At 65.6% G+C, this 25,581-nt stretch carries 19 protein-coding genes and 1 tRNA gene; 12 read left to right on the top strand and 8 right to left on the bottom strand.

The features are described 5' to 3' along the window. Positions 1-6: 6 nt before the first annotated feature. Positions 7-687, bottom strand: coding sequence for a carbonic anhydrase (locus tag XcuCFBP2542_RS00850; RefSeq protein WP_104601737.1), 681 nt, complete (start codon positions 685-687; stop codon positions 7-9). Positions 688-804: 117 nt separating this feature from the next. After that, positions 805-1,125, bottom strand: coding sequence for a hypothetical protein (locus tag XcuCFBP2542_RS00855; RefSeq protein ID WP_104601738.1), 321 nt, complete (start codon positions 1,123-1,125; stop codon positions 805-807). Positions 1,126-1,461: 336 nt separating this feature from the next. On the opposite strand from XcuCFBP2542_RS00855, the gene XcuCFBP2542_RS00860 reads away from it, so the two are divergent. The 8 genes from XcuCFBP2542_RS00860 (at position 1,462) to rnt (ending at position 9,777) form a co-directional block, all read left to right on the top strand. After that, complete coding sequence (locus tag XcuCFBP2542_RS00860) at positions 1,462-2,712, top strand: OprO/OprP family phosphate-selective porin (RefSeq protein ID WP_104601739.1); 1,251 nt, start codon at positions 1,462-1,464, stop codon at positions 2,710-2,712. A 203-nt stretch (positions 2,713-2,915) separates the two neighbouring features. Beyond that, positions 2,916-3,935 (top strand): phosphate ABC transporter substrate-binding protein PstS, encoded by a 1,020-nt coding sequence (gene pstS / locus XcuCFBP2542_RS00865; protein WP_167526848.1) that lies wholly within the window; start codon positions 2,916-2,918, stop codon positions 3,933-3,935. A gap of 186 nt (positions 3,936-4,121) precedes the next feature. Beyond that, entirely contained in the window at positions 4,122-5,213 is a 1,092-nt protein-coding gene (gene pstS / locus XcuCFBP2542_RS00870) for a phosphate ABC transporter substrate-binding protein PstS (protein WP_104601741.1), read from the top strand. A gap of 112 nt (positions 5,214-5,325) precedes the next feature. Beyond that, positions 5,326-6,300 (top strand): phosphate ABC transporter permease subunit PstC, encoded by a 975-nt coding sequence (gene pstC, locus XcuCFBP2542_RS00875; RefSeq protein ID WP_104601742.1) that lies wholly within the window; start codon positions 5,326-5,328, stop codon positions 6,298-6,300. Then, positions 6,300-7,169, top strand: coding sequence for a phosphate ABC transporter permease PstA (gene pstA / locus XcuCFBP2542_RS00880; protein ID WP_104601743.1), 870 nt, complete (start codon positions 6,300-6,302; stop codon positions 7,167-7,169). Before pstC ends, pstA begins: the two co-directional genes overlap by 1 nt. A 22-nt stretch (positions 7,170-7,191) precedes the next feature. Continuing rightward, complete coding sequence (gene pstB / locus XcuCFBP2542_RS00885) at positions 7,192-8,022, top strand: phosphate ABC transporter ATP-binding protein PstB (RefSeq protein WP_104601744.1); 831 nt, start codon at positions 7,192-7,194, stop codon at positions 8,020-8,022. A gap of 115 nt (positions 8,023-8,137) precedes the next feature. Further along, the gene (gene phoU / locus XcuCFBP2542_RS00890) at positions 8,138-8,848 is read left to right on the top strand and encodes a phosphate signaling complex protein PhoU (protein WP_104601745.1); all 711 of its coding nucleotides are present in this window, start codon (positions 8,138-8,140) and stop codon (positions 8,846-8,848) included. A 293-nt stretch (positions 8,849-9,141) separates the two neighbouring features. Continuing rightward, positions 9,142-9,777 (top strand): ribonuclease T, encoded by a 636-nt coding sequence (gene rnt / locus XcuCFBP2542_RS00895; RefSeq protein WP_104601746.1) that lies wholly within the window; start codon positions 9,142-9,144, stop codon positions 9,775-9,777. A 148-nt stretch (positions 9,778-9,925) separates the two neighbouring features. Here the strand turns inward: rnt and XcuCFBP2542_RS00900 are convergent, their stop codons facing one another. From XcuCFBP2542_RS00900 to rnr, 3 genes are all read right to left on the bottom strand, one after another. After that, positions 9,926-12,958 (bottom strand): ligand-binding sensor domain-containing diguanylate cyclase, encoded by a 3,033-nt coding sequence (locus tag XcuCFBP2542_RS00900; RefSeq protein ID WP_104601747.1) that lies wholly within the window; start codon positions 12,956-12,958, stop codon positions 9,926-9,928. 253 nt (positions 12,959-13,211) lie between these two features. Then, a complete protein-coding gene (gene rlmB / locus XcuCFBP2542_RS00905) occupies positions 13,212-13,961 on the bottom strand; it encodes a 23S rRNA (guanosine(2251)-2'-O)-methyltransferase RlmB (protein WP_104601748.1) in 750 nt (249 codons plus the stop codon). 205 nt (positions 13,962-14,166) lie between these two features. Then, positions 14,167-16,683, bottom strand: coding sequence for a ribonuclease R (gene rnr / locus XcuCFBP2542_RS00910; RefSeq protein WP_104601749.1), 2,517 nt, complete (start codon positions 16,681-16,683; stop codon positions 14,167-14,169). Positions 16,684-16,804: 121 nt separating this feature from the next. Here rnr and XcuCFBP2542_RS00915 point away from each other — a divergent pair. Then, positions 16,805-16,891: transfer RNA gene (locus XcuCFBP2542_RS00915), tRNA-Leu, on the top strand. Positions 16,892-17,096: 205 nt separating this feature from the next. On the opposite strand, the gene XcuCFBP2542_RS00920 is transcribed toward XcuCFBP2542_RS00915, so the two are convergent. Together XcuCFBP2542_RS00920 and XcuCFBP2542_RS00925 are read right to left on the bottom strand one after the other, a co-directional pair. After that, positions 17,097-18,620: a GDSL-type esterase/lipase family protein gene (locus XcuCFBP2542_RS00920; protein ID WP_104601815.1), complete on the bottom strand. Its 1,524-nt coding sequence runs from the start codon at positions 18,618-18,620 to the stop codon at positions 17,097-17,099. Positions 18,621-18,781: 161 nt separating this feature from the next. Then, positions 18,782-19,900: an acyl-CoA dehydrogenase family protein gene (locus XcuCFBP2542_RS00925; RefSeq protein ID WP_249027590.1), complete on the bottom strand. Its 1,119-nt coding sequence runs from the start codon at positions 19,898-19,900 to the stop codon at positions 18,782-18,784. A gap of 153 nt (positions 19,901-20,053) precedes the next feature. Between XcuCFBP2542_RS00925 and XcuCFBP2542_RS00930 the strand changes: the two genes are divergently transcribed. Together XcuCFBP2542_RS00930 and XcuCFBP2542_RS00935 are read left to right on the top strand one after the other, a co-directional pair. Then, on the top strand, positions 20,054-21,049 hold the full coding sequence (locus tag XcuCFBP2542_RS00930; protein WP_170066927.1) for an ArsR/SmtB family transcription factor: 996 nt from the start codon (positions 20,054-20,056) through the stop codon (positions 21,047-21,049). Further along, a complete protein-coding gene (locus XcuCFBP2542_RS00935; protein ID WP_104601752.1) occupies positions 21,046-22,185 on the top strand; it encodes a homocysteine S-methyltransferase family protein in 1,140 nt (379 codons plus the stop codon). The genes XcuCFBP2542_RS00930 and XcuCFBP2542_RS00935 overlap by 4 nt, the downstream gene beginning before the upstream one ends. Here XcuCFBP2542_RS00935 and XcuCFBP2542_RS19505 read toward each other — a convergent pair. Then, on the bottom strand, positions 22,107-22,673 hold the full coding sequence (locus tag XcuCFBP2542_RS19505) for a hypothetical protein (RefSeq protein WP_158251424.1): 567 nt from the start codon (positions 22,671-22,673) through the stop codon (positions 22,107-22,109). The genes XcuCFBP2542_RS00935 and XcuCFBP2542_RS19505 overlap by 79 nt on opposite strands. A gap of 53 nt (positions 22,674-22,726) precedes the next feature. On the opposite strand from XcuCFBP2542_RS19505, the gene metH reads away from it, so the two are divergent. Continuing rightward, the gene (gene metH, locus XcuCFBP2542_RS00945) at positions 22,727-25,480 is read left to right on the top strand and encodes a methionine synthase (RefSeq protein ID WP_104601754.1); all 2,754 of its coding nucleotides are present in this window, start codon (positions 22,727-22,729) and stop codon (positions 25,478-25,480) included. Positions 25,481-25,581 lie beyond the last annotated feature (101 nt).

A 25,581-nucleotide genomic window follows, 5' to 3' on the forward strand; every position in this document is an offset into this window, starting at 1 on the left:
GCTCCGTCAGGCGAGTTCGGCGCGAACGACTTGCTGCAGTCGCGGACGCGGGGTGGCTTCAGGCGTGCTGTCGGCCAGCAACGGACGGAAGCCGCCCTTCTCGGCATCGAACGCGCGGATGTCGCCGTGCGCGATGTCGTAGATCCAGCCGTGGATGCGCAAGGTGCCGGCAGCCAGGCGTGCGGCAACCACCGGCTGCGTACGCAAATGGTCCAGCTGCGAGACCACGTTTTCCTCGGTCATGCAGCTCAGCGCATCCTGGCTGTGCGGATCGTGCCCGTGGTGGGCGGTGACGTGCCGCGCCGCATCGGTGTGCTTGAGCCACGCCGCCACGGACGGCACGTCCTCCAGCGATTCCGGCTTGAGCACGGCCTTCATGGCGCCGCAGTCGGTGTGGCCGCAGATCACGATGTGACGCACGCCCAATACCGCGATGGCGTACTCGATGGCGGCAACCACGCCGCTGACGTGCTGTGAATACGGCGGCACCACATTGCCGATGTTGCGGTAGACGAACAGTTCACCGGGCTGCGCGGAAAAAATCAGCTCCGGCATGACGCGCGAGTCGGCGCAGGTGATGAACAGCGTATGCGGGCTCTGGCCGCCGGCCAGCTCCTGAAAACGCGCGCTCTGGCGCGGATACACTTCCTTGCGGAAATGACGAAACCCTTCAAGCAGACTTTCCATGGGAGATTCCTCTAGGCAACGGATAGCAATCCCCGGCGCAAGCCGCGGATTGAAAAAGACAATCAAGTCAAACGAAAGAGCAGGCGCGTGGCGCACCGGGTACAGCGACAGCCGGGATCAGCCAAGCAACGCGTTTGGAGGACGCAGCTGTGGGATCAGGTCGCGTTTTTGATGTGCAGGCGCGTGGTGCGCGTGCCAGGAGGGTGAGTACCGCGCCAGCATCAGCCATGCCTGGGAGGGCAATGGAATATCGTCTGCGGGGTGGGTATCGACCTGGCTCTGTGTTTCCCCGTCGTCCTGCAGAAGGTCGGCGCTGTCGCGCTGCTCGCCTGCATCGGCCGTCACCGCCACGCCGTCGCCCAGCAACGCGCCTTCAGCGCGGCCGTGCGCACTGGCCGCCGACCACGCACCGAGCGCGAGCAGACAAACCAGTAGCAAATGGAGGAATCGGGGAAACATGTGTCCGAAATTAACAATTTAGAACAGGTATACGCAAGTGGTGCGTTGCACAAGCTGGCATCGGCGTTCAGGGTGCGATGTCTCAGGTTGAGCCTGCTCGCCGGACGAGCCTGGCCACAGTGACTTTGGCAGGCGTGCAGCGGGCTGTCGTGGCACAGTCACATTCAGTTACATGACATACGATGACACAGTTGAAACGCGTGTAAAACCTTGTCTTTATTGGAAAAAAATAAATGTGACGGCTCCACTGATTTGTCACATTAACGCAACTTTCACACCATAGCCTGCGCCCAATTTCCCGCCAGGTCGCATGTCATGAAACCCGCTTCCACCCTGCTCTACTCCGCATTGTTCTTCGCGCTTGCTGCGCCCACGGCGCACGCCGAGATCGCCATCGATGCCATCGCCGGCTCGGAGATCTCGCTGGAAGGCCTGGTCCAGGCCGACGGCAACTGGTTTCACAACGACGTGCAGGACCTCAACGGCCCGATCGGCGCCAATGGCGACAACTCCGAATTCAGCATCCGCCGTGCGGAGCTGGTGCTCAAGGGCAAGGGCCCGGGCAACGTTGAATGGGTGGCCGGCTACGACCCCAGCGTCCTGAAGGAAGTCACCATCCGCGGCACCACCATCCGCAGCACCGGGCGCTTCCTGGACAACAACATCAAGTACAAGTTCGGCGGCAATGCGAACAACTTCGTGCAGATCGGCCAGTTCAAGCAGCCCAACAGCCTGGAAGAGCTGTCCAGTACCAGGTACAACGATTTCATCTCCAAGGCGGCGGTGACCAACACCTACGGCATTTCGCGCCGGCTGGGCGTGGAATCGGGCATGGGCGACAACAACTGGAGCGTCACCGCCAGTGCCTTCAGCCGCGAGCTGACCCGCAACCAGGCCCACGGCAACGGCTACGGCGCACGCGGCACCTGGGCGCCGATCAACGAGACCGGCAACGTCCTGCATATCGGCCTGAGCTACCTGAACTTCGACACCGACGACGACACCCTGCGCCTGCGCGCGCGGCCGGACGCAGACCTCACCACCATCCGCCTGATCGACAGCGGCGCACTCACCAATGTGGACCGCGTGGGCGTGGCCGGTGCCGAGGCGATGTGGATCGGCGGCCCGTTCAAGCTGCAGAGCGAGTACTTCCTTGAGAACGCCAAGCGCATCGGCAACAACGCGCAGGACTACAAGAGCAATGGCTGGTACGTCAGCGGCGTGTGGAACCTGACCGGCGAAACCTGGGGCTACAAGGCCGGCGTGCCGACCAACCCGCTCCCCAATGCGCCGGCCTCGGGCATGTGGCAGCTGGCACTGCGCTACGACTCCCTGGACCTCAACGACGGTCACCTGGTGTCCAACGGCAACACGCCGTTCGTCGACGGCGTGCTGGGCGGCAAGATGGACGTGTGGACGGTTGGCGCCAACTGGTACTGGCGCTCCAACTTCAAGTTCGCGCTGAACTACGCCAAGGTCGAGAGCACCCGCTACAACAGCGCCACGCGTGGCCTGGTGGACGACAACCCGTCGATCGTCGAGGCACGCGCGCAGTTCTACTGGTAAGCGCGCGTCGCTGCTGCGGCCGCCGTGGCGCATCTGCCCGGGCGCGGTATGGCGACCGCAGCGGCGCCCGGCAGTGCTGGAGAACGCCTCGGCACCACGCTGTCACCCTGCCGTCATTTCTGCGACACCGCACGGTCATGCCACTGCCCTGCAATGGCGCCACTGCGGAAGCGTCGCATCCCTTCGCTACAAGGAGCTGTTCCGTGATCCATTCCCTCAAGACCCGCCTGGCCATCGGCGTACTCGCCGCCTCGCTGGCACTGTGCGCCCAGGCCGCCGATGTCACCGGCGCCGGTGCGTCGTTCATCTATCCGGTGATGTCCAAGTGGTCGGCCGACTACAACACCGCCACCAAGAAGCAGGTGAATTACCAGTCCATCGGTTCGGGTGGCGGCATTGCCCAGATCAAGGCCGCCAGCGTGGACTTCGGCTCCTCCGATGCCCCGCTCAAGCCGGAAGAACTGGCTGCCGCCGGGCTGGCGCAGTTCCCGTCGGTGATCGGCGGCGTGGTGCCGGTGGTCAACGTGCCCGGCATCGCCGCCGGCACGCTCAAGCTCGATGGCAAGACCCTGGGCGACATCTTCCTGGGCAAGGTCAGCACCTGGAACGATGCGGCCATTGCCGCGCTCAACCCGGGCGTGAAGCTCCCCGACGGCAAGATCACCGTGGTGCATCGCTCCGATGGTTCGGGCACCAGCTTCAACTTCACCAACTACCTGTCCAAGGTCAATCCGGACTGGAAGAGCAAGGTCGGCGAAGGCACTGCCGTGCAGTGGCCGACCGGCATCGGCGGCAAGGGCAACGAAGGCGTCGCCGCCTATGTGAAGCAGATCAAGGGCGGCATCGGCTACGTGGAGCTGTCCTACGCGCTGCAGAACAAGATGGCCTACACCGCGATGAAGAACGCGGCCGGCAAGTTCGTGCAGCCGTCCGACGAGACCTTCGCCGCGGCCGCCAACAGCGCCGACTGGGGCACCACCAAGGACTTTTACCTGGTGATGACCAATGCCGCCGGCGACAATGCCTGGCCGATCACTGCCACCAATTTCATCCTCGTGCAGAAGAAGCCCAAGAACCCGGCCGGCCTCAAGAACACGCTGGACTTCTTCCGCTGGGTCTATACCAAGGGCGATGCGCAGGCCAAGCAGCTGGACTACGTGCCACTGCCAGACAGTCTGGTGACGCAGATCGAAGCCTACTGGGCCAAGAACCTTCCCAAGTAAGGCACCGCACAACGTGCAGGATCGACGCCGTCTCTCTCCCCGGCGTCGGGACCGGGACGCGGCCTCACGGGGCCGCGTCTTTTTTGTGATGCCTATCGCGCCAGTCGCTGTCATGCACATGTAACAAAAACATCATTTCATAGCGTGGTCTGCCGGATACCCGGCCCATCCAGCCTCGGAGCTTCCATGAAATTGCAGTCGGCCAGCCTGACCGCCCTGTCCCTCACCATCGCACTCGCCCTGGCGGCATGCTCGCCCGGCAAGGACGCGCAGTCCGGCGATGCCGCCAAGGGTGCGCCCGGTGCAGGCGTTGCGGCCAGCGACAGCAAGAGTGCCGAGATCTCCGGCGCGGGGGCCTCCTTCATCTATCCATTGGTGTCCAAGTGGTCGGCCGACTACAACGCCGCCACCGGCAACAAGGTGAACTACCAGTCGATCGGTTCCGGTGGCGGCATTGCGCAGATCAAGGCCGGCACGGTGGATTTCGGCTCGACCGACAAGCCGCTGGATAGCGCCGAATTGGCGCAGGCCGGCCTGGGTCAGTTCCCGTCGGCGATTGGCGGCGTGGTGCCGGTGGTGAACATCGAAGGCATGGCACCGGGCAAGCTGCGCCTGACCGGCGCGCTGCTGGGCGACATCTTCCTGGGCAAGGTCACGATGTGGAACGACGCGGCGATCGTGGCGGCCAACCCGGGCATGACCCTGCCGGCGACCAAGATCAATCTGGTGCACCGCTCGGATGGTTCGGGCACCACCTTCAACTTCTCCAACTACCTGTCCAAGGTCAGCCCGGAGTGGAAGAGCAAGGTTGGCGAAGGCACCTCCGTACAGTGGCCAGGCGGCGTGGGCGGCAAGGGCAACGAAGGCGTGGCGTCGTACGTGCAACAGATCAAGGGCTCGATCGGCTATGTCGAACTGGCCTACGCACTGCAGAACAAGATGCCCTACACCTCGCTGCAGAACGCGGCTGGCCAGTGGGTCGAGCCGAACGCCGACAGCTTCGCCGCCGCAGCCGCCAGCGCCGACTGGGCCAACGCCCGTGACTTCAACCTGGTGATTACCAATGCACCGGGCGAGAAGGCCTGGCCGATCACCGCCACCAACTTCATGCTGATGCACAAGCAGGCCAAGGACGCTGCGCGCAGCAAGGCGACCCTGGACTTCTTCAAGTGGGCACTGGAAAACGGCCAGGCCCAGGCCAGCGAGCTGCATTACGTGCCGCTGCCGCCGGAACTGGTGAAGCAGATCCAGGCCTATTGGGGCAGCGAGTTCAAGTAATGCCTGCAGCCCGCCGGCCAGGCGGGCTGCGCGGCGGCGAGGTGCTTGAGGGCGCCTCGCCGTTCCTGATGTCTCACGCTCCCGCCATTGCGCGGGTGACGGGTTCAATCGAATGAATGCCACTGCCATTCCCGAAGCGATGACCGCTCCCCGCGGCCGTGACCTGCGCGATGCGCGCGCCGATCGGCTGTTCAAGCTGGTATTGGCCGCCACCGTGGTGTTCGTGCTGCTCGCACTGGGCAGCGCAGCACTGTCGATGCTGTGGGGTGGGCGACATGCGCTGCAGATGCAGGGCCTGAGCTTCTTCTATTCCGCCGACTGGAATCCGGTAGAGAACAAATATGGTGCGCTGGCGCCGATCTACGGCACCCTGGTCACCGCGCTGATCGCGATGCTGATCGCGGTGCCGGTGAGCTTCGGCATCGCGTTCTTCCTCACCGAAGTGGCACCGCGCTGGCTGCGTGGGCCGGTCGGTACCGCCATCGAACTGCTGGCCGGCATTCCGTCGATCATCTACGGCATGTGGGGCCTGTTCGTGCTGGTCCCGGTGATGACCGAGCACGTGACGCCCTGGCTCAACGACCATCTGGGCACGTTGCCGCTGATCGGCCCGCTGTTCCAGGGCCCACCGCTGGGCATCGGCCTGCTCACCGCCGGCTTCGTGTTGGCGATCATGGTGATTCCCTTCATTTCTTCGGTGATGCGCGAAGTATTCCTGACCGTGCCCACGCGCCTGAAGGAATCGGCCTACGCACTGGGTTCCACCAAGTGGGAAGTGAGCTGGGACATCGTTCTGCCCTACACCCGCTCGGCGGTGATCGGCGGTGTGTTCCTGGGCCTGGGACGCGCGCTGGGCGAAACCATGGCGGTGGCCTTCGTGGTGGGCAACACGGTGCGGCTGTCGCCATCGCTGCTGGAGCCGGGCACCACCATTGCCGCATTGATCGCCAATGACTTCGGCGAGGCCACCGAAACCTATCGCTCGGCCCTGTTGCTGCTGGGTTTTGTGCTGTTCATCGTGACCTTCATCGTGCTGGCGATCGCGCGCTTGATGCTGATGCAGCTCTCGCGCCGGGAGGGCAACTGATGTCCGCCGCTTCGGTCTCGCAATCGCTCTACACCCGGCGCCGCATCACCAATGCGGTGGCGCTGCTGCTGTCGTGCATCACCGCCCTGTTCGGGCTGTGCTTTCTGGCCTGGATCCTGTGGACGCTGTTGTCCAAGGGTCTGCCTGGCATCGATCTCAAGCTGTTTACCCAGATGACCCCGCCGCCGATGCAGGAAGGTGGCCTGCTCAATGCCTTCTACGGCAGCGCGGTGATGTGCGGGCTGGCGTTGGCAATCGGCACCCCGCTGGGCGTGGCCGCCGGCACCTGGCTGGCCGAATACGGCAATGCGCGCAAGGCCGGCGAGGTGGTGCGCTTCGTCAACGACATCCTGCTGTCGGCGCCGTCGATCGTGCTGGGCCTGTTCGTCTACACCTTGTACGTGATGCAGACCGGTGGGCGCTTCTCGGCGTTCGCCGGTGCGTTGTCGCTGGCCTTCATCGTGCTGCCGGTGGTGGTGCGCACCACCGACGAGATGCTGCGGCTGGTGCCGGCGCAGATGCGCGAGGCCGCGTTGTCGCTGGGTATTCCGCAGTGGAAGGTGACGGTGCAGGTGCTTTACCGCAGCGCCTCGGCCGGCATCGTCACCGGCGTGCTGCTGGCGCTGGCGCGCATCAGCGGCGAAACCGCGCCACTGTTGTTCACCGCCTTCGGCAATCAGTACTGGAACAGCAACATCTTCCAGCCGATGGCCAGCGTGCCGATCATCATGAACCAGTTCGCCGGCAGCCCCTACGAATCCTGGCAGACGCTGGCCTGGGCCGGCGCACTGGTACTGACCGTCTTCGTGTTGCTGGTGAGCCTGGGCGCACGCGCGTTGCTGGTGCGCAACAAGATTTCCAATGACTGACCTCTCCTTTCGGACCCCGGACATGAACGATCTTCAAAACGCCAAGCCGATGCATCGCATCGCCGTTCCGGCTGCCGCACGGGCGCCGAGCGTGCAGGCACAGGTCAAGGTGGCCGCCCGCGAGCTGGACTTCTATTACGACAAGTACCACGCGCTCAAGGGCATCAATATCGAAATTCCGGAAAAGCGCGTCACTGCGCTGATCGGGCCATCGGGTTGCGGCAAGTCGACCCTGCTGCGCATCTTCAACCGCATCTATGCGCTGTACCCGAAGATGGAGGCGCGCGGCGAGGTATTGCTGGACGGGGAAAACATCCTCTCGCCCAAGTACTCGATGAACCGCCTGCGCAGCAAGGTGGGCATGGTGTTCCAGAAGCCGGTGCCGTTTCCGATGACGATCTTCGAGAACGTGGCCTACGGCATCCGCCATCACGAAAAACTGTCCAAGGCCGACATGCAGGAGCGGGTGGAACAGGCGCTGCGCCAGGGCGCGCTGTGGGACGAGGTCAAGGACAAGCTGGGGCAGAGCGCGCTTGGCCTGTCCGGCGGCCAGCAGCAGCGCCTGTGCATCGCACGCGCGGTGGCCTTGCGGCCGGACGTGCTGCTGCTGGACGAACCGACCTCGGCGCTGGACCCGATTTCCACCAGCCGTATCGAACAATTGGTGGAAGAACTCAAGCGCGACTACACCATCGTGATCGTGACCCACAACATGCAGCAGGCCGCGCGCGTGTCCGACTACACCGCCTTCATGTACCTGGGCGACCTGATCGAACACGACCGCACCGAAACCATCTTTTCCCAGCCCTCCAAGCAGCAGACCGAGGACTACATCACCGGTCGTTTCGGTTGATGTCTGCCAACGCATCACCTGCGCTGCATTGAAGCAGCCACACCGTTGCCCTGCACACGGCTCGCCGCGTGCAGGGCAACGGACGTCCACCACTGCCTAGAAAATCGAGACCACGATGAACCAGCACCCCAACGACCATATCGTCAAGAGCTACGACGAAGAGCAGCACCGGCTTGTCGCCGAGATCGTGCGCATGGGCGAGACGGCGGTGGCGCAACTGGAAGCGGCGCTGGACGTCGTGGAGCGTCGCGATGACCACGCCGCACACCGCATCGTGGTCAATGACGAAGCGATCGACGCACTGGAACACGCCATCAGCCATGACGTGATGCGGCTGGCCTTGCGTGGCCCGATGGCGCGCGACCTGCGCGAGATCCTGGCCGGCCTGCGGATTCCGGCCGATATCGAACGCATCGGGGATTACGCGGCCAACGTGGCCAAGCGCTCGATCGCACTCAATGCCGCGCCGCCGCTGCCGCAGACGGTGGGCCTCCGCGCGCTGGGCCAGATGGCCGCCGATGCGGTACGCGAGGCAGTGCAGGCGTATCGCGACAAGGACGCCGACGCCGCGATCCGCGTACGCGACGAAGACGCACGCCTGGACGCGCAGTACACCGCGCTGTTCCGCGAACTGCTCACCTACATGATGGAAGACCCGCGCAACATCACCCCCTGCACGCATCTGCTGTTCATGGCCAAGAATCTGGAACGCATCGGCGACCACGCCACCAACATCGCCGAGAACGTGTGGTTCCTGGTGCACGGCGAACAACCGCTGCCGCCGCGCGTGAAGCGCGACGACACCAGCACCACCGGCGTGATCTGAACCAGACGACGCGCGCGTACCCGACGCGCGGGGCCTGCGGTCGCCGCATTGCCTGAACTGCCTCTCGAGGTGTCGTTAGATCGGCCCGACCCACCACAGCTTGGGGTCGGGCCGTTTTTTTTCGCCCTCTGCGGCCAGGCCGCTCCCGCCAGGCAAGTCGCCGGAGAAGTCGACCAGGGAACCTGCGGATGCCGCCTGCACGCCGCCGGCCACGCGTCAGCGCGCAAGGCAGGACCGGGACGGCGACAGATGGCCAAGGCCAGGCACGCGGTGCGACCTGCTAGGCTATACGGATGAACGCACCGGTCGCCCCGCCCTCTGCCCGCTCCATCCTGCCCATGTCGCGGCGTTTCCGCGGCTATCTGCCCGTGGTGGTGGACGTGGAAACCGGCGGCTTCGACTGGAACCGGCATGCCTTGCTGGAAATCGCCTGCGTGCCGATCGAGATGGATGCGGACGGGCGCTTTTTCCCCGGCGAAACCGCCAGCGCGCACCTGGTGCCTGCACCAGGGCTGGAGATCGACCCGAAGTCGCTGGAAATCACCGGCATCGTGCTCGACCATCCGTTCCGCCTGGCCAAGCAGGAAAAGGACGCGTTGGACCATGTATTCGCGCCAGTGCGCGCAGCGGTGAAGAAATACGGCTGCCAGCGCGCGATCCTGGTTGGCCACAACGCGCACTTCGATCTGAACTTCCTCAACGCAGCCGTGGCGCGCGTCGAGCACAAGCGCAATCCGTTCCACCCCTTCAGCGTATTCGATACGGTCACCCTGGCCGGCGTGGCCTATGGGCAGACCGTGTTGGCGCGCGCCGCCCAGGCGGCGGGCCTGGACTGGAACACCGCCGATGCGCACAGCGCGGTCTACGACACCGAGCAGACCGCACGGCTGTTCTGCACGATCGCCAATGCCTGGCCGGGGCCTGGTTAATCGGGAATGGGGAATGGGGAATGGGGAATGGGGAATGGGGAATCGTAAAGCTTGCCGCATCGGCTTCTTCACTGTTCGGGAGAATCGCTTACGCCTTGCGGCGGGCATGCTGCACGCTTTTGCGATTCCCGATTCCCAATTCCCGCCCCTAAGTCCCGCTGATCCGGTCGCGCCCCGCGCTCTTGGCCTCGTATAGCGCGTGATCGGCGCGCTGCATCAGCGACGATGCGGTGTCGTCCTCGCGCAACTGCGCCAGTCCGGCACTGAACGTCACCCGTAGCCCATCCACGCCGCCCCAATCATGGCGCGCGTGGAACAGCGCGCGAATGCGCAGGCACGATGCCTGGGCATCGTCGAGCGTGGTGTCGGCCAGCAGCAGGGCGAACTCTTCGCCACCCAGCCGCGCCGGCAGATCCGTGGCGCGTGCGGCGGCGGTCAGCAGTGCACCCACTTCGTGCAGCACCGTGTCGCCGCTGGCATGCGAATAATGATCGTTGATGCGCTTGAAATGATCGATGTCCAGGATCGCCAGCACCAGTGGCCGGCCGTTGCGGCGTGCACGGCTGATGTCGCGCGCCAAGGCCTCGTCGAAATGGCGACGGTTCGGCAGCCCGGTCAGCGCATCCTCGTGCGCCTGGCGTTCGAACACATCGGACTTGATGCGTAGCCGCGTCAGCAGTTCACTCTTTTCCTGATTGGCGTACAGCAGGCGCTGTGCCTGCAGCTGCAGGTCGTGGGTACGGCTGCGCACCAGTTCGGCGAGCCGGGCGTTGTGGGTCTTGTAGCGATGCAGCAGCAACCGATACGACAAGGCCAGTGCGACCAGCGCAACCAGCAGCGCCGCCAGGCGCACATCCTGGCGCTGCCACCACAGCGGCAACACGTCGAAGGTCCAGCGCGCTTCCTGACGGCTCCACGCCCCGCCCGGATGGCGGGCGCTCACGCGCAGCGTGTAATGACCGGGCGGTAGCCCGATGAATTCCACGTTGCGCTGCCGGCCGCGCTCGATCCATCCCTTGTCCAGGCCATCCAGGCGCGTGCGGTACTCGATGCGTTCGGACAATAGAAAGCTCATGCCCGCGTAGGCCACGCTGAGACGGTGGCCACCGGGCAGCGCGGCCGGTTGCCGCCAGTCCAGCGGCTGGCCATCCTGCTGCACGCGCTCGATCGCTGCCGGCGGCGGGCGACGTTCGCGAAACCGCCGCAGACGCGCCGGATCGACCGTGCTGACTCCGCCGGCGGTGACCACCCATACCGACCCATCCGCGCGCTCGATCATGCTCGGCCCGGAACTACCGTTGGCCTGCGCATTGCCCATGCCATCGATCTCGCCGTAGCGCTCGACGTCCAGCCTGCCGCGCCCATCGGCCACCGCGTCGAGCGCGCCGAATGCGCTGCGCAACATACCGCGATTGCTGCTGATACAGGCATTGCCAAGCTGGTCCTTCACCACCTGGAACACCGTATCGACCGGCATGCCCTGCTCCAGGCCCACCCGCGCAAGCGTGCCACCGCGGACGCGATACAAGCCACGGTCGGTGGAGATCCACATGGCCTTGCCGATCGACTGGAACCCGAACACGCTGCGCGCCCCCCCGAGGCGCTGCAGATCCAGCGGTCGCAGCTGGCCCTCGCGCAACACCGCCGCGCCATCCACCGAGCCGATCCACAGCGCACCATCGAGACTGGCCAAGGCAGTAATCACGCCCTCGGGCATGCCAGCGATTGCCAATGGCACGCGCTTGCCATCCACCAGCTTCACCACGCCGCGCTGGGTGGCCAGCCACGCCACGTCGGGATCGTCCACGAGGATGGCGCGGATGTGACCGCTCGGAATGCCCTCGGCTTCGCCGAACTGGCGCAGCACCCGTCCGCCGCGCAACACAAAGACACCATCGGCATAGGTGCCCACCCACAGGTCGCCATTGCGGTCCAGCGCCAGGCTGAGCACCGATGGCCGGCGCCCGGATGGCAGCGCGACCGGCACCGGGACGATGCGCCCATCCGGCAGCATGCGATCCAGACCGGCGGTACCGGCGATCCACAGGCTGCCATCGCGATCCTCGAGCACCGCGCGCGTATAGTCCCCGCTCAAGCCGTCGCGCTGGCTGTAGCTACTGAACAAGGTCTCGCGCAGCCGGAACAGGCCGCCGTTGGCGCCCACCCAGATGCTGCCTTCGGCATCCTCGCGCAGGCTGACGATACGCCCACCGGGCAGGCTGCGCCCGGCCGGCAGGTGCTCCACCCCGTGGCTGCCGATGCGCAGCAGCCCCTGGTTCTCGCTGCCCAGCCAGAGATCGCCGTTGCGATCCTGCAGCATCGCGGTGAAATGGCCCTGCTCTGGAACCCGGTGCACCAGATCGGCACGCCCATCGTGCAACTGGTACAGCCCATCGTCCGCGACCACCCACAGCCTGCCGTCCGGGGCGCGATACGGCCACGCCAGACCCGGTGGCAGCCCAAACGCCGCTGGCGCGCGGCGCATGCGCCCATCCGGTTCACGATAGACCAACCCGTCCAGCGTACCGATCAGCAACCGGCCGTCATTGTCGAACAGCATGCGCGGGAAGCTGCTCTGCAGCGGCACACCATCGCGCGGCGGAAAATAGTCGAAGCGTCCATCCGGCCACAGGCAACCCAGCCCGTGCCCTTCGAACAAGAGCCACATGCGGCCTTCCGCATCCATCGTCATCGCGTGGATCAGCGCCTGCGGCCACGCCCCCCTGCGCGGCCAGTGGCGCCATTGCCCATCGGCGCCATGCCGCACCAGATTGCCGCGTGCATCGCTGAGCCACAGCGCGCCATGGCGGTCCACATACAGCGCTCCCACGCCGTTATCGGGCAGGCCGGGCCGGGTACTGCGGTCGATGACGGTGAATTCCAGCCCGTTGTAGCGCACCAGGCCTTCCCAGGTGGCAAACCACAGGGCGCCGTCGGGGGTCTGGGCGATGTCGCGCAGCGAGTTGTGCGGCAAGCCGTTGCGCGAGCTCCAGCTGTCGATGGCGTAATCACGCAACGGCGCCGTACCGGCCTGCGCGGCGAATACGGCGAATGCGTACAGCGTCAACAGCATGCACACACCGACGCCTGGCCAGCGCCGCCACCGCCCGTACGCCCGTGCCCACGCTGCGTCGGCGCCCCCATTCTCGCCCCTGCCGCAGGCGCCCACCCCAAGTTTCATCAGATCGACACGCCGTTCACTGTCGATATGGTAGGCAAAAACCAGCGCGCGTGCCGAACCGCGCCGCCCGGTGGTCGCGGAAGCATTGCCCCAGCAGCGTTACGCAGCCCGAGGGCATCATCGCCCCGGCAACCGCCCGCTGACCATCTGCGCAGATAAGGGCCAGCCAGTGCACCGGCCAAGCCCCCCCCTATGTGCCCGCGAGCGGCGGCGCTGCGCTACCGCTCCCACCCTCCCGGCGGGTGCGCGATCCTCACTGACCCAGGCGTTGGCGCACCGCTTCGAACAGGGTTACCCCGGTGGCCACGGAGACGTTGAGACTCTCGATATCGCCCGGCATCGGGATCTTGACCAGCCCGTCGCAATGCTCGCGGGTGAGACGGCGCAGGCCATCGGCCTCGCCGCCCAGCACCAGCCCGACATTGCCGCGCAGGTCTACGCTGTACAGCGAGGCCTCGGCCTCGCCGGCCAGGCCGTACAGCCACACGCCCTGCTTCTGCAGATCGCGCAGGCAACGCGCCAGGTTGGTCACCGCCACCACCGGGATACGGTCGGCGGCACCGGCCGAGGTCTTGCGCACGGTGGCGTTCACCGTGGCCGACTTGTCCTTGGGGATCACCACGGCGGTCACGCCCGCCGCCGCCGCGCTACGCAGGCAGGCGCCCAGGTTGTGCGGGTCCTGCACGCCATCGAGCACCAGCACCAGCGCACGCCCCTCGGCCGCATCGACCAGCCCCTCCAGCTCGTTTTCCGCCCACAGCCGCGCCGCCGCATAGCGCGCAGCCACGCCCTGGTGGCGCACCTGCCCACCCACGCCGTCCAGCGCCTGGGTATTGACCCGGCGCACGTCGATGCCCTTGCGGCGCGCCTGTTCCTCGATCTCGGTCAGCCGCGGATTCTTGCTGCCGGCCTCGATCAACACCTCGCGCACGTTGTCGGCATCATTCTCGACGGACGAGGCGACGGCGTTGACGCCGACGATCCACTGGTTCTGCTTGCTCATTGCGCGGAATACGAAAAGATGAAAGCGGGCATGGTAGGCCCTGCGGCCTGCCACGTCACGACCAGGCCGGCCACTGCGCCGTATCGTGACCCGGATGCTGCCGCTACACCCTGCCCGCACGGCGCGCGAGCGCGTCGGGTGGGTCTGCTGATCGGATGTGTTGCCGGCAGCACTGCGCCACCGGCAACGTCATGCCTCAGATCGATCAGTGCGACTTCTTCTTGCGCTTGGCAGGCTTTTCCCGCGGCGGCAACGGCGCCTCGGCGGGGTCGCGCTCTTCGGCCAGCCGGAAATCGATCTTGCGCTCTTCCATGCTGGCCTTGAGGACCAGCACGCGCACCGGGTCGCCCAGCCGGAATTCGCGACCACGGCGCTCGCCGCTCAGCGTCTTGCGAATCGGGTCGAACTGGTAATAGTCCTGCGGCAGCTGGGTGACATGCACCAGGCCGTTGACCTTGGATTCGTTCAATTCCACGAACAGGCCGAAGCCGGTCACGCCGCTGATGACGCCATCGAACTGGCCACCGACATGCTTCTCCATCCAGGCGGCGCGGTAACGCTCATCCACTTCGCGCTCGGCCTCGTCGGCACGCCGCCCACGCTCGGAACACTGCAGCGCCAGCGCCGCCATCTGCCGCGGCGTGTAGATGAACTTCTCCGGGCTGGCGCCGGTCAGCGCGTGCTTGATCGCGCGGTGCACCAGCAGGTCCGGATAACGGCGGATCGGCGAGGTGAAGTGCGCATACGCCTCCAACGCCAGGCCGAAGTGGCCGTTGTTGTCCGGCGAATACACCGCCAGGCTCTGGCTGCGCAGCAGTACCGATTCCAGCAATGCGGCATCCGGGCGCGCACGCACCTTCTTCAGCAGCTTGGTGTAATCGGCGGGGCGCACCTTGCTCCAGGCCGGCAGGCTGAGCTGGAATTCCTTGAGGAACTCCAGCAGGTCCTCGTACTTGCTCTCCGGCGGGCGCTCATGCACGCGGTATGGCGCGGGCACATGCACGCTCAGCAGGTAGCGTGCGGCTTCCACGTTGGCGGCGATCATGCATTCTTCGATCAGCTTGTGCGCGTCGTTGCGCACCAGCATGCCGGCCTGGGTGACTTCGCCGGTATTGTCGAGCACAAAGCGCACTTCGGAGGTTTCGAACTCGATCGCGCCGCGGTGCGTGCGCGCCTTGGACAACAGGTGATACAGCTGATGCAGGCGCTGTACCTGCGGCAACAGCGGGCCGATGAAGGCCTTGGTGTCGGCATCGTCCTCGCCCACCGCCTTCCAGACCTGGTTGTAGGTCAGGCGTGCGTGGGAATTCATCACCGCTTCGTAGAAGCGCGAGCCGCTGACCTCGCCGTCGCGGCCCACCTGCATGTCGCAGACAAAGCACATGCGGTCGACCCTGGGCATCAGCGAGCAGATGCCGTTGGACAGCGTTTCCGGCAGCATCGGCACCACGAAGCCGGGGAAATACACCGAGGTGGCACGCTGTTGCGCCTCATCGTCCAGCGGCGTACCAGGACGCACATAGTTGGACACGTCGGCGATCGCCACGACCAGACGGAAGCCGTCTGCGTTCGGCTCGCAGTACACCGCGTCGTCGAAATCCTTGGCGTCTTCGCCATCGATGGTGACCAGCGGCATCTGCCGCAGGTCCACGCGGCCGCCAATCATCTGCGGCTCGACCACCAACGGCACGGCCGCGGCTTCGTCCAGCACTTCCTGCGGGAACTCGTGCGGCAGTTCATGGCCATGGATGGCCATTTCCACCACCAGCGACGGGGTCAGCTTGTCGCCGAGCACGGCGATGATCTTGCCGATGGCCGGGCGGCGCGCATCCGGCGGTGCGATCAGCTCGCACACCACCAACTGGCCTTCGCGCGCCTCGCCGATGCCGTCCGGGGCGATCTGTACGTTGCGCTGCACGCGCTTGTCGTCCGGATCGACGTAGGCCACGCCGTGTTCGTAGAAAAAGCGCCCGAGCATGCGCGACATGCCGCGTTCGAGCACGCGGGCGATGGCACCTTCGCGGCGGCCGCGACGGTCGATGCCGGTCACGTTGGCCAATGCACGGTCGCCGTGCATCACCTTGCGCATTTCGAATGGCGGCAGGAACAGGTCGTCGCCACCCTCGTCCGGCTTGAGGAAACCAAAGCCCTCGGGATTGGCGATCACCACGCCGGCAATCAGGCTGGTCTGCTGCACCGGGGCATAGCCGCCGCGACGGTTCTGCACCAGCTGCGCTTCGCGCACCATCGCGGCCAGGCGCTTGCCCAGCGCATCGATGCGATCGCTCAGGCCGAGCTGCTCGGCGATCTCTTCGGCGGTCTGCGGGCCGTCGCAGGCTTCCAGCAGCTGCAGGATGGCTTCGCGGCTGGCGATCGGCTCGGCATAGCGCAGCGCCTCGCGGTCGGCATGCGGGTCCTTGAAACTGGTGGCAGGCGCGGCGGTGGCCTCTGCAAAACGCTCGGGCGGCGGTGCCGGCGGGCCGCTCTTGCGCGGATGCGGCGCGCGCGGAGCGGCGGGCAGTGGAGCGGAAGGCGGCTCCGGTGCCGCCTTGGCGGCGGCGCGCTTGTTGGCGGACCTGGTCGATGCACCGGCAGCGGCGCGGACCAGGAAGTCGGGCATCCACCCGGGTAACTTCTGTTGTTCGGCGGTGGAGGAATCGCCCGGGCTGGCGGATTTACGGCGGCTGGGCCGGGCGGAATCTGGGGGGTTTTTCTTCGTCATTGCCCTTATGGTACCCCCTGCGGTCCTGGCGTGGGCGGCAGGCCGGCCCCGGCGGCCGGCCATGGATGCATGAAACCCGTTGACAAGCCAGCCGGGAGTCTGCAAAATTCGCGGCTCACCTGCCCAGGTGGCGGAATTGGTAGACGCACTAGCTTCAGGTGCTAGCGGGGGCAACTTCGTGGAGGTTCGAGTCCTCTTCTGGGCACCAGTTTAAAAAGACCTCCGAGCGATCGGGGGTCTTCTGGTTTATGGGGTCCGGATCTTCCGGGCGCCCTCGACCGATCGATGCGCACGTTGCGCCTGCTGTTAGATGCGTCTTGTCACCGCCTGTACGGCACGGCATTCACGCCGCGCATCTCGCATCAAGGCCCAAGTATTCCAGGACAGCCTGGCCAGCGCCTCCGGCGTCGTGCCTACGGCACTGCGGTGATCCCGGCGGCGCGCAATGCCTGCGCCCAGATGCGATAACCGGCTTCGCTGGGATGGGTGCTGTCGGGCATCAGGGCTTCGGGAAGGGAACCGTCGGCCTGCAGCAGTTGCGGGCCGATATCCAGCAACCGCACCGACGGGTCCTTGGCGAAACGGGCGACCAGCAGGCGATTGGTCTCGGCGATCGGCGCACGCAGCGGGCTATCGGCACGGAAACCGCGCGGCATGATCTGCATCAGGATCAACCTGCTGTTGGGCAAGCGGCGGCGCACCTCGGCGACCACCGCCTCCACGCCCAGGGCCGCCTCGGCCGGGGTGCTGGCGCGCGACTGCGCAGTGCCGGTGAGGTTGTTGGTGCCGATATGCAGTACCACCCATCGCGGATCCAGGCCGTCGAGTTCGCCCTGGCGGATGCGCCACAGCACGTTCTGGGTGCGGTCCCAGCCGAAGCCCAGGTTCAGCACCGGCCGCTTGCCGTACAACCACTGCCAGGACGCCGCGCCGCTGACGCGAGTGGCCTGCGGCGGACCGGCCCAGAAATGGGTGATCGAGTCGCCGATCATCACTACCTCCGGCTTGAGCGTACGTGCCACGGCCAGCGCTGCGTGGTGGCGCGCATACCAGTCGTAGGAATCCTGCTCCAGCCAATCGACCGGCATCAACGCGGTTGCCGCATCCCGCCCGAGCTCGGCCACCGGCTTGACCGGCGGCTCGCCAAGCAGCCGCGCCAGCGTCGGTTCGATCGCCTCGGCCAGCATGCGCTGGCCCTGCGTGTCCGGATGCAGGGCACCGGCTGCAGGCCGGAAGCGGGTGTCGTAGAACAGCTCGGTCCGCAGCTTGCCCGCACGCTGGAAGACCGTGCTCACGTCCAGATAGGTCACGCGCGGGTTGTCGCCGTAGCGCACCGCCAGCCCCTGGTTGACCTGCGCATCGCGACGCGACTTCTCTGCGGAAATATCCGTGGGCAGCACGCTCAGCAGCAGGATGTGGGTGCGTGGCAGTTTCTGCTCGATGGCCGCCACCACCGCATCGATGCCGAGCTGGGCCTGCTCGGCGCTCTGGCCGAGATGACCGGTGTTGTTGGTACCGATCAGCACCAGCGCGACCTTGGGAGCCAGGCCGTCCACTTCGCCATTGGCCAGCCGCCACAGCACGTTCTCGGTGCCATCGCCGCTGAAACCCAGGTTGAGCGCGCCACGGCTGCCGTAGAAGGTCTGCCAGGTGGACTGGAAGTCTTCGTCCGGCGCCTTGGCTTTCTCGTAGTTCTGGGTGATGGAATCGCCGATCAACAGCAGCGGCGTGTTGGCGTGCTGCTTCACCTGCTCCAGCACCTGCGCATGCCGCTGCGCCCACCAGGACTCCTGCAGACGGTCGGTGGGCTCGATCGAAGGCATGGGCGTCTGCGCACCTGCACAGGCACAGGCCAGCAACAGCCCCCAGCACACCAGCGCAGGCGCAATGGCAGACAGCGAACGGCGGAAAAACACAGCGTGCAACGACCGGAACATGCGCGCACCAGCGGCGGGGTAGCGGCGATTGTGGTCTGCGCACGCGGCCAACGACAAGCGCGCCAGCGTTTCGTAGGAGCGTGCCTGCGCGCGACGAAGCGTTATCGATAACGCCAAGTCGCGCGCAGGCACGCTCCTACGAGACGCACCGGATGGGCCGCTCAGCGCAGCCCGGTCTCCCCGCGCGCGATCACCAGGCGTTGAATCTCGGAGGTGCCTTCGTAGATCTCGGTGATCTTGGCGTCGCGGAAGTAACGCTCCAGCGGCATTTCCTTCGAGTAGCCCATGCCACCGTGGATCTGCACCGCCTGGTGGGTGATCCACATCGCCGCCTCCGACGCGGTGAGCTTGGCCACGGCCGCCTCGGTGCCGAACTTCTTGCCCTGCCCCTTGAGCCAGGCCGCGCGCAGCGTGAGCAGCAGCGCCGCATCCAGCTTGCACTTCATGTCGGCGATCTTGGCCTGGGTCATCTGGAAGGTACCGATCGCCGCGCCGAACGCCTGGCGTTCCTTCACGTAGGCCAGCGTGGCTTCATAGGCGGCACGCGCGATGCCTACCGCCTGCGAGGCAATGCCGATGCGCCCGGCATCCAGCACGCTCATCGCGGTCTTGAAGCCCTCGCCCTCGGTGCCCAACACCTCGTCCGGCTGCGCCACATAGTCGGCGAACTCGATCTCGCAGGTGGCCGAGGCGCGGATGCCCAGCTTGGGCTCGGTCTTGCCGCGATGGAAGCCGGCGCGCTCGGTATCGACCATGAACGCGGTGATGCCGCGCGAGCCCTTGTCCGGCTCGGTCACCGCGAACAGCACGATGTACTTGGCCACCGGACCGGAGGTGATCCAGCTCTTCTTGCCGTTGACGACGAAGCTGCCATCGCCCTGCTTGACCGCGCGGCAGCGCATTGCCGAGGCATCGGAGCCGGACTGCGGCTCGGTCAGTGCGAAAGCGCCGATGTGGGTGCCTTCGGCAATCGCGCGCACGTAGCGCTGCTTCTGCGCTTCGGTGCCGTTCTTCAGGATGCCGGTGCAGAACAGCGAGTTATTGACCGACATGATGGTGGAATGCGCGCCGTCGGCGGCGGCGATCTCGATCATCGCCAGTGCATAGCTGATCGGGTCCATGCCGGCGCCGCCGTACTCGGCCGGCACCTCGATGCCCATCAGGCCGTTCTCGCCCAGCAGCTGGATATTCTCCAGCGGAAACTCGCCGCTGCGATCGAACTGCTCGGCACTGAGGGCGATCTTTTCCTGGCCGATCCGGCGTGCCACGTCCTGGATCATCCGTTGTTCTTCGGTAAAGCTGAAATCCACGTTCGACCCCTCCCGGGGATTGGCTGTGCGCCCATTGTAGCCACAACCATTCGCATGCGTATGTAGTTGACCCCACCCCCTGCCCGGCCGAAAATATCTCCATATCGCGATATAGAGATATTCATGGATCTGGAAGACTGGTCGGCCCGCCTGAAAGTATTCGCCGACGCCACCCGTGTCCGCCTGCTGGCCCTGCTGGAACAGGAAGAACTCACCGTGGCCGAGCTGTCGGCCATCACCCGCCTGGCCCAGCCGCGGGTGTCCACCCACCTGGCCAAGCTCAAGGAAGCCGGGCTCGTGCGCGACCGCCGCGCCGGTGTGTCCGCCTACTACCGCTTCGATGAGGTGTCGCTGGACCCGGCCCAGCGTGCGCTGTGGCTGGCGCTGAGCACTGGCAGCGACGACCCGCTGCTGCGCCAGGATGGCGAGCGCGTGGCCGCCGTGTTGGCCAACCGCGCCGCCGACCAGAACTGGGCCGATTCGGTGGCCGGCGACATGGAGCGCCACTACTCGCCCGGGCGCACCTGGGAAGCGCTGGCGCGCACGGCGCTGCCGTTGCTGGAAACCGGCGACGTACTCGACATTGCCTCTGGCGATGGCGTGCTGGCCGAACTGGTGGCCCCGCACGCCACCCGCTACATCTGCATCGACACCAGTGCGCGCGTGGTGGCCGCCGCCAGCGAGCGTCTGCGCAAGCTGCGCAACGTGGAAGTGCGCGAAGGCGACATGCATGCGCTGCCGTTCCCCGATGCCAGCTTCGACCTGGTGGTGCTGATGCATGCACTCACCTATGCCGCCAAGCCGGCGCAGGCCGTGGCCGAATCGGCGCGCGTGCTGCGCCCCGGCGGCCGCCTGCTGCTGTGCAGCCTGGCCAAGCACGAACACCGCGCCGCCGTACATGCCTACGGCCACGTCAACCTGGGTTTTGCCGCCAAGGAATTGCGCAAGTTCGTCGAGAAAGCGGGGCTGGACGTGTCCAGCCTGGAGACGGTAACGCGCGAAAAGCGGCCGCCGCATTTCGAGGTGATCTCGTTGATTGCTGTGAAGCCGGGAATCGGGAATCGGGAATCGGGAATCGTTGAAAGCAGCGCCACTGCCTCTCGGAGAATCGCATCATGACGCCCGCTGCAATCCCCAATCCCCAATCCCCAATCCCGTTCTCGCTGCCGTGGCTGCATCCGGAGCGTGCTGCCAAGCTCACTGCCGCGTTGCGCGAGCGCATCCTCATCATCGATGGCGCAATGGGCACCATGATCCAGCGCCACGATCTGCAGGAGCCGGATTACCGCGGCACCCGCTTTGCCGAGGGCTACGACAGCGCGCATGTGCATGGGCCGGGGTGCGATCACGCACATGCGCCGGAAGGGCATGACCTGAAGGGCAACAACGACCTGCTGCTGCTGACGCGCCCGGAGATCATCGCCGGCATCCACCGCGCCTACCTGGATGCCGGTGCCGACCTGCTGGAGACCAACACCTTCAACGCCACCTCGGTGAGCCAGGCCGACTATCACCTGGAACACCTGGTCTATGAGTTGAACAAGGCCGGTGCCCAGGTTGCACGCAGCTGTTGCGATGCGGTCGAAGCACTGACCCCGCACAAGCCGCGTTTTGTCATTGGCGTGCTCGGCCCGACCAGCCGCACCGCCTCGATCAGCCCCGACGTCAACGACCCCGGCTATCGCAATACCAGCTTCGATGCACTGCGGCAGACCTATCGCGAGGCGATCGAGGGCTTGATCGACGGCGGCGCCGACACCTTGATGGTGGAAACCATCTTCGACACCCTCAATGCCAAGGCGGCGCTGTACGCCATCGAAGAAGTCTTCGAAACGCGCGGCGGGCGCCTGCCGGTGATGATCTCCGGCACCATCACCGATGCGTCCGGGCGCACCCTGTCCGGACAGACCGCCGAAGCGTTCTATGCCTCCGTGGCGCACGGGCGACCGTTGTCGGTGGGCCTGAACTGCGCGCTGGGCGCCAAGGACCTGCGCCCGCATGTGGAGACGCTGGCGCAGATCGCCGACGGCTATGTGAGCGCGCATCCGAATGCCGGCCTGCCGAATGCATTTGGCGAGTACGACGAAACCCCTGAAGAGATGGCGGAGACATTGCGCGAGTTTGCGCAGGCCGGCTTGCTCAATCTGGTCGGGGGGTGCTGCGGCACCTCGCCCGATCACATCCGCGCCATCGCCGAGGCGGTGGCCGATCTGCCGCCTCGGCAATTGCCTGGTGGGCAGGAGCTGGTGGCGTGATGCGCACGGCAGGCCCTCATCCGCCCTTCGGGCACCTTCTCCCGCCTGCGGGAGAAGGACAGAACATGGCTTGGCTTGCCGCAAAGATGCGCCGTGCGCAGCCAATCACCCTTTTTCCGCCTGCGGGAGAAGGACAGCGCATGGCTTGGCTCGCCACAAAGAACCGCCGTGCGCAGCCAATCACCCTTCTCCCGCCTGCGGGAGAAGGACAGCGCATGGCTTGGCTCGCCACAAAGATGCGCCGTGCGCAGCCAATCACCCTTCTCCCGCTTGCGGGAGAAGGACAGCGCATGGCTTGGCTCGCCACAAAGAACGGCCGTGCGCAGCCAATCACCCTTCTCCCGCTTGCGGGAGAAGGACAGCCCATGGCTTGGCTCGCCACAAAGAACGGCCGTGCGCAGCCAATCACCCTTCTCCCGCTTGCGGGAGAAGGTGGCGCGCAGCGCCGGATGAGGGCCGCATTCCACCGCACGCCATCGCAGGGCCATAGACACCAATCCACCAAGACCGATCGCGCCGCCACCGTCCAGCAGAGGCTTGCATGAGCACTCCCCGCTACACCCGCCTGTCCGGGCTGGAGCCGCTGGTCATCACCCCGGACCTGCTGTTCGTCAACGTCGGCGAGCGCACCAACGTGACCGGCAGCGCGCAGTTCCGCAAACTCATCAAGGAAGAGCGCTACGAAGAGGCGGTAGAGGTGGCGCGCCAGCAGGTCGCCAACGGCGCGCAGATCCTCGACGTCAACATGGACGAAGGCCTGATCGATTCCGAAAAGGCGATGACCCGCTTTCTCAACCTCATCATGTCCGAGCCGGACATCGCGCGCATCCCGGTAATGGTGGATTCGTCCAAGTGGACGGTGATCGAAGCCGGCCTGAAATGCCTGCAAGGCAAGAGCGTGGTCAATTCGATCTCGCTCAAGGAAGGCGAAGCGGTCTTCATCGAACAGGCGCGCAAGGTACTTCGCTACGGCGCTGCCGCAGTGGTGATGGCCTTCGATGAAGTGGGCCAGGCCGATACCTGCGCGCGCAAGGTGGAAATCTGCACGCGCGCCTACACCGTGCTGACCGAGCAGGTGGGCTTCCCGCCGGAAGACATCATCTTCGATCCGAACATCTTTGCCGTGGCCACCGGCATCGAGGAACACGACAACTACGCGGTGGACTTCATCGAGGCCACGCGCGAGATCAAGCGCACGCTGCCGCACTGCCATATCTCCGGCGGCGTCTCCAACGTGTCGTTCTCGTTCCGTGGCAACGAAAGCGTGCGCCAGGCGATCCATTCGGTGTTCCTGTTCCATGCGATCAAGGCCGGCATGGACATGGGCATCGTCAATGCCGGCGGCATGCCGATCTACGACGAGCTGGATCCGGAACTGCGCGAGCGCGTGGAGGACGTGATCCTCAACCGGCGCCGCGACGGCACCGAACGGTTGCTGGACATCGCCGAGCGCTACAAGGGCACCAAGGGGGCATCGAAAGCCGAAGACCTGGCCTGGCGTGACAAGCCGGTGCATGCACGTCTGGCGCATGCACTGGTGCACGGTATCGACGCCTATGTGGAAACGGATACCGAAGAGGCGCGCCAGCAGTCCACCCGCCCGCTGGATGTGATCGAAGGCCCGCTGATGGACGGCATGAATGTTGTCGGCGACCTGTTCGGCGCCGGCAAGATGTTCCTGCCGCAGGTGGTCAAGTCCGCACGCGTGATGAAAAAAGCCGTCGCCTACCTGCTGCCCTTCATCGAAGCGGAAAAACTGCGCACCGGCGATGTTGGCAAGTCCAACGGCAAGATCATCATGGCCACGGTCAAGGGCGATGTGCACGACATCGGCAAGAACATCGTCGGCGTGGTACTGGCCTGCAACAACTTCGATGTGGTGGACCTGGGTGTGATGGTCAGTGCGCAGGTGATCCTGGACCGCGCGCGCGAAGAGCATGCGGATCTGATCGGGCTGTCCGGGCTGATTACACCCTCGCTGGAAGAGATGTCGCACGTCGCACGCGAGATGCAGCGCCAGGGCTTCGAGATTCCCTTGTTGATCGGTGGTGCCACCACCTCGCGCGCGCACACCGCGCTGAAGATCGACCCGCACTACAGTGCACCCACCGTGTGGGTAAAGGATGCCTCGCGCGCCGTGGGCGTGGCGCAATCGCTGATTTCGCGCGACCTGCGCCAGGCGTTCGTGGCCGCCAACGATGCCGACTACGCGGAGATCCGCGCGCGTCATCGCAACCGTGGCGATGCCAAGCGGCTGGTGTCGCTGGACAAGGCGCGCGCGCAAAGGTTCGATGGCGATTGGAGCAACTACACGCCGCTCACGCCGCGCCAGCCGGGCCTGCACGTCTTCGACGACTACCCGCTGGCCGAGTTGGTGGAGCTGATCGACTGGACCCCGTTCTTCCAGGCCTGGGAACTGGCCGGCAAGTTTCCGGCCATCCTCAGCGACGAGCTCGTCGGCCCCCAGGCCAGCGAGCTGTATCGCGATGCGCGGCGCATGCTCAAGCAGATCGTTGCCGAAAAATGGCTCACGGCCAAGGCGGTGTTCGGGCTGTGGCCGGCCAATGCGGTAGGCGATGATGTTGTGGTGCTGACAGAGCCTTCGCAATCTGGAATCGGGAATCGGGAATCGCAAGGCGATGCATCGGCACCCGACCACTCCCGATTCTCCATTCCCCATTCCCTGCATTTCTTGCGCCAGCAAGTCGACAAACCCATCGATCGCCCGGATTTCTGCCTGGCCGATTTCATCGCGCCCAAGGACAGCGGCAAGCAGGACTGGATCGGCGCGTTCGCGGTCACGGCCGGCCTTGGTATCGATCCGCACATCGCCCGCTTCGAAGCCGCGCACGACGACTACAACTCCATCCTGCTCAAGGCCCTGGCCGACCGTCTGGCCGAAGCGCTGGCCGAGCGCCTGCATCAGCGTGTGCGCACCGAGTTCTGGGGCTATGTGGACGATGAGCACCTGGACAACGAGGCGCTGATCGCCGAACGCTATCGCGGCATCCGCCCGGCACCCGGCTATCCGGCCTGCCCCGAACACAGCGAAAAGCGCACGTTATTCGACTTGCTCGCCGCCGAGCGGCATGCCGGCATGTCGCTGACCGAGAGCTTTGCCATGCTGCCCACTGCAGCGGTGTCGGGCTATTACTTCAGCCATCCCAGGAGCCAGTACTTCGTAGTCGGGCGGCTGGCCAAGGAACAGGTTGCCGATTACGCCAAGCGCAAGGGCATCACCCTGGCGTTGGCCGAACGCTGGCTGGCGTCCAATCTGGATTACGACCCCGAATAAGCACGGCACGCAAGCGTAGGAGCGCACCCGGGCGCGACGGGGCTGTACCGGTGTAGGAGCGCACCTGGGCGCGACGAGGCCGTACCGGTAAAGCCCCATCG

This window comes from Xanthomonas cucurbitae (assembly GCF_002939885.1).
Classification (GTDB): domain Bacteria; phylum Pseudomonadota; class Gammaproteobacteria; order Xanthomonadales; family Xanthomonadaceae; genus Xanthomonas; species Xanthomonas cucurbitae.